General features: G+C 52.8%; 9 protein-coding genes. 1 reads left to right on the forward strand and 8 read right to left on the reverse strand.

All coding sequences use genetic code 11. The features are described from left to right. Nucleotides 1-37: 37 nt before the first annotated feature. Both pta and mgtE read right to left on the reverse strand, forming a co-directional pair. Nucleotides 38-1054, reverse strand: coding sequence for a phosphate acetyltransferase (gene pta, locus Q5911_RS07465; RefSeq protein WP_303182102.1), 1017 nt, complete (start codon nt 1052-1054; stop codon nt 38-40). Nucleotides 1055-1175: 121 nt separating this feature from the next. Next, complete coding sequence (mgtE, locus tag Q5911_RS07470) at nt 1176-2513, reverse strand: magnesium transporter (RefSeq protein ID WP_242943726.1); 1338 nt, start codon at nt 2511-2513, stop codon at nt 1176-1178. Between the two features lie 198 nt (nt 2514-2711). Here mgtE and Q5911_RS07475 point away from each other — a divergent pair, with 198 nt between their 5' ends. After that, nucleotides 2712-3950, forward strand: a complete 1239-nt coding sequence (locus Q5911_RS07475; protein WP_303182104.1) for a nucleotidyltransferase — start codon at nt 2712-2714, stop codon at nt 3948-3950. A 41-nt stretch (nt 3951-3991) separates the two neighbouring features. Here the strand turns inward: Q5911_RS07475 and Q5911_RS07480 are convergent, their stop codons facing one another. From Q5911_RS07480 to polA, 6 genes are read right to left on the reverse strand one after another with little or no spacing between them, the layout of a single operon-like run. Next, a complete protein-coding gene (locus Q5911_RS07480; protein ID WP_303182106.1) occupies nt 3992-4849 on the reverse strand; it encodes a DegV family protein in 858 nt (285 codons plus the stop codon). 17 nt (nt 4850-4866) lie between these two features. Further along, nucleotides 4867-6231: a PFL family protein gene (locus tag Q5911_RS07485; protein WP_303182107.1), complete on the reverse strand. Its 1365-nt coding sequence runs from the start codon at nt 6229-6231 to the stop codon at nt 4867-4869. A 16-nt stretch (nt 6232-6247) separates the two neighbouring features. Further along, the gene (locus Q5911_RS07490) at nt 6248-6520 is read right to left on the reverse strand and encodes an ACT domain-containing protein (RefSeq protein WP_303182109.1); all 273 of its coding nucleotides are present in this window, start codon (nt 6518-6520) and stop codon (nt 6248-6250) included. Nucleotides 6521-6546: 26 nt separating this feature from the next. Next, on the reverse strand, nt 6547-7344 hold the full coding sequence (locus Q5911_RS07495; RefSeq protein WP_076777288.1) for an MBL fold metallo-hydrolase: 798 nt from the start codon (nt 7342-7344) through the stop codon (nt 6547-6549). Nucleotides 7345-7366: 22 nt separating this feature from the next. Beyond that, nucleotides 7367-7978, reverse strand: a complete 612-nt coding sequence (gene coaE / locus Q5911_RS07500) for a dephospho-CoA kinase (RefSeq protein WP_076777287.1) — start codon at nt 7976-7978, stop codon at nt 7367-7369. 12 nt (nt 7979-7990) lie between these two features. Then, nucleotides 7991-10606 (reverse strand): DNA polymerase I, encoded by a 2616-nt coding sequence (polA, locus tag Q5911_RS07505; protein WP_303182113.1) that lies wholly within the window; start codon nt 10604-10606, stop codon nt 7991-7993. Between the last annotated feature and the right edge of the window lie 219 nt (nt 10607-10825).

Here is a 10825-nt window from a genome sequence, read left to right on the forward strand (position 1 = left end):
CTCCGGAATTTTCGTATACTTTTTTATCTATCAGGATCTACTGATTCTGGGCCTGCACTGCTGTGATGGCTACCACGCCCACGATGTCCTCTGCGGAGCATCCGCGGGACAGATCGTTGACCGGAGCTGCGATGCCCTGTGTCATCGGTCCGTAAGCCTCAGCTTTTGCCAGTCTCTGCACCAGTTTGTATCCGATATTTCCCGCATCCAGATCCGGGAATACAAGCACGTTGGCATGTCCTGCAACCGGGCTTCCGGGAGCCTTGGACTCTCCCACGCTTGGAACGATGGCTGCATCCAGCTGCAGTTCGCCGTCCACCATAAGGTCCGGATTGGCCTCTTTTGCAATCTTCACTGCCTCTACCACTTTATCTACGTCAGCATGCTTTGCGCTTCCCTTGGAGGAGTGGCTCAGGAAAGCAACCTTCGGCTCTGCTCCCACCAGCATGCGGAAGGACTCTGCAGATGACTCTGCGATAGCTGCCAGCTCTTCCGGAGCCGGATTCTGGTTCAGTCCGCAGTCCGCAAATACGAACACACCGTTCTCGCCGTACTCGCAGTCCGGAACACACATTACGAAGAAGGCAGATACCAGCTTTGTGCCGGGCTTTGTCTTCAGGATCTGCAGGCAGGGACGAAGTGTGTCTGCCGTGGAGTGACATGCTCCGGAAACCATTCCGTCTGCATCTTTCATCTTCACCATCATAACGCCATAGTACAGGTAGTTTGTCAGCAGGATCTCTCTTGCCTGCTCCTCTGTCATACCTTTCTTCTGGCGAAGTTCCACAAGTTTTGCGATGTAGGCTTCGGTCTTGTCGCTTGTGGCCGGGTCTACGATCTGCGCGCCGCTGATGTCGTAGCTTCCTTTATTCTTTGCCACTTCTTCCTCGCTTCCGACGATGACTACGTTGGCAATCTCCTCTTTCAGAACAGCCTCAGCGGCTTTGTAGGTGCGCTCGTCCTCTGACTCAGGCAGAACGATCGTCTTTTTGTTTGCTCTTGCTTTTGCTTTCATCTCATCTATAAATCCCATGACTGAAAGACTCCTTTCCATTTTTTCTCACTGCTTTCATTATAATACAAAGAACCCTTGCAAACAAGGGCTCTTTTGGCAATCAGATGTCTCTTTTGGAGTACAATCCATGTTAATTTTCTATCAGATGTTCCTCTTTGTTTTACAGGGAAAACACAGCGCTCACGATAGCGAAATACACGCTGATCGTGCTGATATCCACCAGTGTGGAGATCAGAGGCGTGGCCATGATAGCCGGGTCCAGCCCCACTTTCTCGGCCAGAAGAGGCAGGGTACAGCCCACTACTTTTGCAATCACGATAGTGCAGGCCATCGTCAGGCCGATGGTCACAGCGATCATCACATCTCCCTGTCCCATGATGATAATGCGGATCCCATTCACCACAGACAGGATCAGACTGATCAGCACCGCCACTCTCACTTCCTTGAAGATTACCTTGAAGAGATCGCCAAACTCGATCTCTCCCACAGAGATCCCCCGGATCACAAGGGTGGAACTCTGGGAGCCGCAGTTTCCGCCTGTACCGGTCAGCATGGGGATAAATCCCGCCAGCTGAGGCATGACTGCCAGGGCGCTCTCATAGTGGTTCATGATCATCTGGGTCACCGTGGCGGACAGCATCAGAAACAGAAGCCAGGGAAGACGGCTTTTCACATGCTCCAGCACCGAAGTCTCAAAGTAGGAGTCGTCGCTTGGATTGACACCGGCCATGATGCTGATATCTTCCGTCGTCTCCTCCTCCAGGACCTCCATAGCGTCGTCTACTGTAACAATACCCACCATACACATCTCATGGTCCACAATGGGGAGGGCAATAAGGTCGTACTTGCTGATGATCTGGGCCACTTCCTCCTGGTCGTCCGTCGTGTGGGCGTAGAGCAGGTTCGTGTCCATAATCTCTTCAATGGTCTTGGACTCGCTGGTTGTCAGAAGCTCCTTGACATCCACCATACCGATGAGCTTTCTCTTCTCCGTCACATAACAGGTGTAGATCGTCTCTTTGTTGAGACCTACCTGCCGGATCTTGAGGATGGAATCCGCCACTGTCATCTCCTTGCGCAGGGCGATGTAATCCACGTTCATCACACTTCCGGCACTGTCTTCCGGGTACTGGAGAAGCTGATTGATCTGCTGGCGGGTCTCCTCGTCTGTCGCCATGAGAAGACGGTCTACCACATTGGCAGGCATCTCTTCCAGCACATCCACCGTATCATCCAGATACATCTCCTCCATGACTTCCTCCAGCTCCGAGTCCGTCAATCCGCCGATCAGCATCTCGCGCATGTCGCTGTCCATCTCAGCGAAGGTCTCGGCAGCCTCCTCCTTTGCCAGGAGGCGGAACACCATGACCAGCTGCTTCTGGGTGAAGTCTTTCATCAGCTCAGCCAGATCCACCGGGTACATATTGTTCTCCAGCTCCTCTTTGAGCTCTTTGAACTTCCTCTCATCCAGCATCTGGAGGATACGTTCTTCTGTCAGTTCTTCCCGCTCTTCATTCTCATACGTATACTCTTCTCTCTCATCGTTTTTTTCCATACGCATCCTCCTTTCCTTCTGCTGCCATCCTGCGACACATCTGCAGTATTGCGGCCGCAAAAAGACGCACATTTCCGGCTGTTGCCGCAAACATCTTCATATAGTATAATCAATTTCAAAAAGATATACAAGGAGATTTCCATGAAAATTGTCGGACTGATCACTGAATATAATCCGTTTCACAACGGCCATTTATACCACATCCAGGAAGCGCTCAGGGCCACCGGATCGGATGCCGCAGTCGCCATTATGAGCGGCAATTATGTACAGCGGGGAGCCCCCGCCCTCATGCCTAAACATCTGCGCGCCCGCATGGCTCTGGAGGCAGGGGTGGCTGCCGTCATCGAGCTGCCTGTCTGGTGCGCCTGCGGCAGCGCCGAGTACTTCGCCGCAGGGGCCGTCTCCATCCTGGACCGGCTGGGCTGTGTGGATATGATCTGTTTTGGCAGCGAGTGCGGCGATGTCTCCCTGCTGGAAAAAGCAGCCCGGATCACCGCACAGGAGCCGGAGGCCTACAGAGGCCTGCTGAAAGAAGGTCTGAGAGATGGCCTCTCTTTCCCCAGAGCCAGGCAGAAAGCCCTGTCCCTGTTTCTGGGAGACGATAGGGCCGGCGAGGTCCTCGCAGAGCCTAACAACATCCTGGGGGTGGAATATATCAAGGCCATCCTGCAGCAGAAAAGCTCCCTGGGCTTCTGCACGATCCAGCGCCGGGAGTCCGGCTATCACGACATGGAGCTGTCCGACACATACAGCTCTGCCTCCGCCATCCGACATCATCTCAGGCAGGCGGACCAATCCGGCATCCCCGCGCAGCTGGAGGGACAGATGCCCTCTCCCGCCATCTGCACGATGAAGGAGGCATATCACGCAAGATACCCCGTGTACGCCAACGACTTTTCTCTTCTTCTAAAATACCGCCTTCTGGGAGAGACAAAGGAGACCCTGCCCCGGTATGCAGATGTCACCCAGGACCTGGCCAATCGGATCATAAGACACAGAAACGAGTTTTTCTCTTTTGAGCAATTCTGCGGACTATTGAAGACAAAGGAGCTGACCTACTCCCGGATCAGCCGGGCGCTGCTTCACATTCTCCTTAACATCACAGAGGAGGACATGACAAGCTTCAAAAAGGAGGGAGGCTGCGGATATGCGCGCCTGCTGGGTTTCAGGAAGGATGCTTCTCCCCTTCTTGGCCTTGCAAAAAAAAGCAGCTCCATTCCCCTCATCACAAAGCTGCCCCGCACCGGAACCAAAGAAGGTACCGCCAGGAAGATGATTGACTGTGATATCCTTTCCGCTGATCTGTACGAGTCAGTGATCACAGAAAAATACCGCCGGGATTTTATCCCTGAATACAGACAGCAGGTCGTCATCATCTGACGCCTGCTGCCATGTTTTTTCAAAATTTTTCTGTTATGAAACTAATACTCGATATACCTGCTGCACGCCACTGCCATGGCCCCCGGTCCGATGTGGCAGGCAACGCTGAGAGAAAGGGCATCCATGTGGATCTCATAGCCCGGGAAATATTCTTCCAGTTCCTTTTTCCACTCCTGCGCCTCTTCGTGGGTACAGGTATAGGCCGCCTCCAGATGAACCTTCTTTCCCCCGAAGCGCTCTTCCAGATCTTTCTTCATAGCTTCCTTCATCACTTTTTTTGCGGATTTCAGCCCCCGCACTTTTGCGAAGGCATCCAGCTTCTCACCTTGTATCGTCAGTACCGGCTTCAGGTTCAGCACTGTTCCAAGAGCTGCGCCCGCAGGTGTCACGCGCCCGCCTTTTTTCAGATACTTCAGCGTATCCACAGTGATATAGATGCTGGCCTCCAGCTTTTCCTTCATCAGAATGTCGTGGATCTCCTGTCCGGATTTGCCGGCTTCTGCCAGCTCAAGGGCATCCAGCACAGCCTGGCGCTGTGTGACAGAAATACGCTGGTTATTTACCACAAAAACTTTTCCGTCAAAATCTTTCGCCAGCATCATGGCTGTCTCACAGGAAGTGGACAGGCCGCTGGACATGGGGATATGCACCACCTCGTCATACTCTTCCAGAAGTTCTTCCCAGATCTCCATTACATCCGCAGGGGACGGCTGAGAGGTGGAAATGTCCGCATTTCCGGAAAGCTTCTCATAGAATTCTTTCTGGGATAGCGTGATATCTTCGTAATACAGTTCGCCATCAATATAGAATGGCATAGGAACCACCCGGATCCCCAGTTCCTTTGCTTCTCTCTGAGTAATACCACTGTTGCTGTCCGTCACGACCGCTACTTTTTTCATACTGAATTCTTCCTTTTCTAATTTTTAAAGCTGTGCATAGGCGCGGGAATCCTTCCCTGCCTGTTTATAAACGCGCTGCAGTCCGCCTCGTTCACAGGGATAATGGGTGCGTAACCAAGAAGTCCTCCAAACTGCGCTGTCTCCCCCACATCTTTTCCGATCACCGGGATCAGACGCACGGCTGTTGTCTTCTGATTTACCATACCGATCGCCATCTCGTCCGCTATGATACCGGAGATGGTAGCTGCGCTGGTCTTTCCTGGTATGGCGATCATATCCAGTCCCACGGAGCAGACACAGGTCATGGCCTCCAGCTTCTCCATGGTCAAAGTTCCCGCCTGCACTGCGTCGATCATGCCCTTGTCCTCGCTGACCGGAATAAACGCGCCGCTTAAGCCTCCCACATAGGAGGAAGCCATGACTCCGCCTTTTTTCACCTGGTCGTTGAGCATGGCAAGGGCCGCTGTGGTACCCGGCGCCCCCACCTGGGACAGGCCGATCTCCTCCAGGATCTCTGCCACACTGTCTCCCACCGCCGGGGTGGGTGCCAGAGAAAGATCGATAATTCCAAAGGGGATACCCATTCTCTTTGAGGCCTCGCCTGCCACAAGCTGGCCCACACGGGTGATCTTGAAGGCAGTCTTCTTGATGGTCTCGCAGAGCTCCTCAAATCCCTTCCCGCGCACTTTCTCAATGGCATGCTTCACAACGCCGGGGCCGCTGACGCCCACGTTGACAACCGCATCCCCCTCTGTCACACCCAGGAAGGCGCCCGCCATGAATGGATTATCGTCAGGAGCATTGCAGAACACCACCAGCTTGGCACATCCCAGGGAATCCCTGTCCTTGGTAGCCTCAGCTGTATCCTTCACGATCTGGCCGCAGAGGCGCACCGCATCCATGTTGATGCCGGTCCTCGTAGAGCCCACATTGACGGAGCTGCAGATCCGCTCTGTACATGCCAGCGCTTCCGGTATGGAACGGATCAGGTCCTCGTCACTCTTTGTCATAGCTTTTGACACAAGGGCCGAGTAGCCGCCGATAAAATTCACACCCACCTTCAGGGCCGCTCTGTCCAGAGTCTTTGCTATACTCACAAAATCCTCCGGACTTTTGCAGGCGGACGCGCCCACAAGGGCAATGGGAGTCACAGAGATTCTCTTATTGACAATAGGAATGCCAAACTCTTTCTCAATCTCCTCGCCCGTCGACACAAGATTCTCTGCCAGGGTGGTGATCTTCCGGTAGATCTTCTCGTTCAGTCTGTCCAGATCTGTGTCCACGCAGTCCAGAAGGCTGATGCCCAGTGTAATGGTGCGGACATCCAGATTTTCCTCGTCTATCATCTGATTTGTCTCGTTTACTTCGTATATGTTGATCATAGTCAGGTGTCCTTTCTTACAGTCTGTGCATCTTTTCAAATATTTCCGATCTCTGGCAGCGGATGATAAGTCCCATCCCCTCTCCCAGCTTGTCCAGATCCTCTGCATATACAGAAAAATCTCTGTCTGCCGCCGAGACGTCCACTACCGTCATCATATTGAAGTATCCGTCCACAATCGTCTGGGAGATATCCAGAACATTGATGTTCGCCTCCGCAAGATAATTGCACACTTTGGCAATGATCCCGACCTGGTCTTTTCCCACAACTGTGATAATACATTTTCTCATTCTTCTGTCCTCCATACTTTTGTCTCTTACACTGTCACTGCCTCTGAAACAGCATCCCGCCCTGCAACCATGATAGGAATGTCCTCCCCCCTATAAGGGTTATCCCCCACAGTCACCTCCAGCTTTACGGTCTCGTAAGCCAGCTCCGCATAATTGTTCTCCTTGCTCAGATGCCCCAGTATGACATGCTGCAGCTTATCGTGCAGTATATCACAGAGCAGCTGGCCTGACAATTCATTTGAGAGGTGCCCTTTATCCCCCATGACCCGCCGTTTCAGCGGATAGGGATAGGGCCCCACCTCCAGCATATGTATATCATGGTTTGCCTCCAGAAGCACCGCATCTAAATTTTTCAGATTCTCCACTGTATATGCATCATATATTCCCAAATCTGTGGCCACTGCCACTGTCTTTTCCCCGCAGGCGATCCGGTATCCGGAAGGCTCGTAGGCGTCGTGGGATATAGCAAAGGGATGGACACGCAGATCGCCCAGGAGGAAATCCGTATCCGTCTGTATCTCGTGGAGCAGACCCTCCGGCATCTTTCCAAGACTTCTGTACTCCATAATGCCTTTCAGTGTCCCTTTCGTGGCGTACACCGGAATGCCATACTTTCTGCTGAACACTCCCAGCCCCTGGATATGGTCTGAATGTTCATGGGTGATCAGAATGCCTGACAGTTCCTCCCCCTTAATTCCCAGTGTGTGGAGCCCCTCATCGATCCGCTTTTTGCTGATCCCCGTATCCACCAAGAGGTGGGTGTGATCGCTGCCCACATAAATACAGTTGCCGCTGCTGCCGCTTGCTATGCTGCAAAGTCTCATCGTCTGTCATCTCTCCTGCCTGTTATTCTTCTCTCTTCTTTATTCCCAGCTGTTCCATGACATCGTCAATCTCACCGCAGGCCTCCTGGAAGGAATTGCAGTTGTCAATTGCCCTGTCACAGTATGTAAAGAAGTCTGAGGAGGGCATCTGGGAGGCGAAAATCCCCTCGATCTTCTCCTCGCTGTAGCCCCTTGAGGCCATCAGTCGTCTTTTCCTCGTCTCCTCATCTGCATAAATATACCACACTTCGTCACACAGCGCACCATAATTTTCTTCTATAAAAAGCGCCGCCTCCAGGACAAAGACATGGGTTCCTTTCTTCTCTTCCTTCTGGATGATCTCCCTGAGCTTTTCCTTCACCGCAGGGTGCACGATCTCATTCAGAATACGGAGCTGAGCCTTATTGGAAAAGACAATGCCTGCCAGCTTCGGCCGGTCCAGCCTGCCGTTCTCATCCAGTATGTCCTCGCCAAAATGTTCCACGATCCTTCTGTGGCACTTTGTCCCCTTCTGCTGAAGTCTCCTGGCCACCTGGTCTGCCTGACAGCAGGCAGCGCCATAGGCCTCCTCCAGATACGAAAGCACCTGGCTTTTTCCTGATCCGATCCCCCCGGTAATTCCTATGATCTTCATCTTTTGTCACTCCTATTTCGCTTCATACCAGCTCATGCCGGTGTGCATATCTACCTCCAGCGGCACCTCCAGGGACGCCGCATGCTCCATTTCATCTTTCAGTATCTTCTTTACTTCCTCTATCTCCGTCTCATGGGCCTCCACAAGGAGTTCGTCGTGCACCTGCAGGACAAGGCGTGAGCGCATATGGTTTTCCTTCAGCCGTCTCTCCACGCCGATCATGGCAATCTTCATAATATCTGCCGCCGTCCCCTGTATAGGAGAATTCATGGCCACCCTCTCCCCGAAAGAGCGCTGGGCGAAATTGCTGGAGGAAAGCTCCGGCACAGGGCGCCTTCTTCCAAAAAGAGTGGTCACATACCCCATTTCTTTCGCCTGGGCCACCGCGTTATCCAGAAAGACTTTGATGCCCGGATAGGTTTTGAAATACTGCTCTATATACTGGGACGCCTCTTTCCGCGTGATACTCAAATCCTGGCTGAGCCCGAAAGAGCTGATCCCGTAGACGATACCGAAATTCACAGCCTTGGCGTTCCTTCTCTGCAGGTCTGTCACCTGGTCAAAAGGCGTGTGAAACACCTGGGACGCTGTGATCCTGTGGATATCCTTCTCCTCCTGATAGGCCTCGATCAGCTGCCGGTCGCCGGAGCAGTGGGCCAGCACCCGCAGCTCGATCTGGGAGTAGTCCGCATCCACGAACACATATCCATCCTCCGGCACAAACACCTTCCGGATCAGCCTGCCAAGCTCCATACGCACCGGAATGTTCTGCAGGTTGGGCTCTGTGCTGCTGATCCGCCCTGTGGCTGTAATGGTCTGGTTGAATTTCCCGTGTATCCTGCCATCCTCCCCTATAAAGGCCGCAAGCCCGTCCGCATAGGTGGATTTCAGCTTTGCAAGCTGCCTGTACTCAAGGATCTTTGCCACAAAGGGATGCTCCGGGGCCAGCTTCTCCAGCACGTCCGCCGCTGTGGAGTAGCCTGTCTTTGTCTTCTTTCCGCCCTTCAGTCCCATTTTCTCAAAAAGGATCACTCCAAGCTGTTTCGGAGAGTTGATATTGAACACCTCACCCGACTCTTCATAGATCTCTTTTTCCAGCTTTTCAATCTGGACAGCCAGCCTGTCGCCGTACTCTTTCAGCTCGGCCGCCTCCACTTTCACCCCGTTCTGCTCCATGTCAAACAAGGCAAAGACAAGGGGCATCTCTATCTCCTCAAAAAGGTGCAGCATCCCTGTCTCCTGCAGCTTCTCCAGCAAAAGAGGCCTTGCCTTCCAGGCTGTGTAGGCCTCGTAGCAGGCTTTTACCTGATCCTCCGCCTTATCCTCCACCAGAAGGGAAAGCTGCTCCCTGGCCACATCCTCAAATGTATAGTCACTTTTCAGAGGGTTCAGAAGGTATGCTGCTATGATCCCGTCAAAGCAGTTCTCCCTGTTGCCGGGAGTAAAAAAGGACATAGCCTCCTTCAGCCCGAACATGGAAAAACTGCCGGCCCGGGCGGCTGTCTCTCCCAGCTTTTCCAGAATCTCCTCCGCCGTCAGGTCTTCTTCTGCACAGATGCAGAAAATCTCCTCCTCCCCAAAGCAAAGAGCCACGCCTCCGGCCTGTGCCTGGGAGGCAAAAAGGGGCAGTACGTTTTCCGTATCTTTAAAGATGGCTGCGCCCACCTCACCGGCCCGGGAAGCCCGGTCAAAGATCTCCTCCGCCGGTTCTCTTCCCCGTATGATCCGGAAGTGATCCTCCACTGCATTTGCAGGGCCTGTCACATCAAATTTTCCCAGCAGATTTTTAAACTGAAGCCGCTGGAACAGTGTGTAGGCCTCCTGGGTAAATATATTTTCTATCTTCGCCTGGCTGATGTCATACTCTATGTCCGCATCCACACAGATGGTTGCCAGCGTCTTGCTCATGACTGCCATGTCCCAATGCTCTTTCAGTGCTTTGGAAGCCCTGGGCGGCTTCAGCTCATCCGCGTGCTCGTAGGCGTTTTCGATGGAATGATACGCAGCTATGATCTTTGACGCTGTCTTCTCGCCGATACTGGGAACTCCGGGTATATTGTCGGAGGCGTCCCCCATGAGGGCTTTCATATCAATAAACTCCGACGGCGTCACCCCGTACTTTTCCTGCACATCCGCCGCATAGTAGTCCTCTATCTCTGTTCCGCCCCTCTTTGTCTTGGGAATGCGGATCTTTACATGGTCCGTGGCAAGCTGCAGAAGATCCCTGTCTCCGCTGATGACAGAGACTTCCATCCCCGCCTCCTCGCACCTTCTGGACAGGGTGCCAAGGAGATCGTCCGCCTCCAGCCCGGCTCTCTCAATGATCCGGATGCCCATAGCCTGAAGGACTTCCTTCATCACCGGCACCTGCTGGCGAAGCTCCTCCGCCATGGGCTTTCTCGTCCCTTTATAGTCCGCGTACATTTCATGGCGGAATGTGGGAGCGTGTACGTCAAATGCCACGGTCAGATACTCCGGCTTCTCCTCGTCCAGTATCTTCAGCATGATATTCAGAAAACCGTAGATGGCATTTGTGTGGAGTCCCTCTGAGTTTGTCAGATCCGGAATCCCGAAAAACGCCCGGTTCAATATACTGTGTCCATCGATCAATACTATTTTTTCAGCCATTTTTTCACTCCATTTTCATGTAAGTTCCTGTCTGTTGCGACACTACTGCTTTTTATCATACAACAAACTGCCATTTTTTGAAAGGCATAACTTAAAAAATGATTGTAATCCCTTTTTCCGTATGCTATAATTTATTTCGGTCTCTTCTGAAGATCATCGCACACGCCGCTGTGGCGGAATTGGCAGACGCATACGACTCAAAATCGTACGGGAAACCAT

It is taken from the genome of Lachnoclostridium phocaeense (assembly GCF_959599685.1).
GTDB lineage: Bacteria > Bacillota > Clostridia > Lachnospirales > Lachnospiraceae > Claveliimonas > Claveliimonas monacensis.

Bases quoted from the DNA above. Each gene is read 5' to 3' on its own strand.
- pta (WP_303182102.1), bottom strand. From the start codon at position 1,054: ATGGAAAGGAGTCTTTCAGTCATGGGATTTATAGATGAGATGAAAGCA.
- Q5911_RS07475 (WP_303182104.1), top strand. From the start codon at position 2,712: ATGAAAATTGTCGGACTGATCACTGAATATAATCCGTTTCACAACGGC.
- Q5911_RS07480 (WP_303182106.1), bottom strand. From the start codon at position 4,849: ATGAAAAAAGTAGCGGTCGTGACGGACAGCAACAGTGGTATTACTCAG.
- Q5911_RS07485 (WP_303182107.1), bottom strand. From the start codon at position 6,231: ATGATCAACATATACGAAGTAAACGAGACAAATCAGATGATAGACGAG.
- Q5911_RS07490 (WP_303182109.1), bottom strand. From the start codon at position 6,520: ATGAGAAAATGTATTATCACAGTTGTGGGAAAAGACCAGGTCGGGATC.
- Q5911_RS07495 (WP_076777288.1), bottom strand. From the start codon at position 7,344: ATGAGACTTTGCAGCATAGCAAGCGGCAGCAGCGGCAACTGTATTTAT.
- coaE (WP_076777287.1), bottom strand. From the start codon at position 7,978: ATGAAGATCATAGGAATTACCGGGGGGATCGGATCAGGAAAAAGCCAG.
- polA (WP_303182113.1), bottom strand. From the start codon at position 10,606: ATGGCTGAAAAAATAGTATTGATCGATGGACACAGTATATTGAACCGG.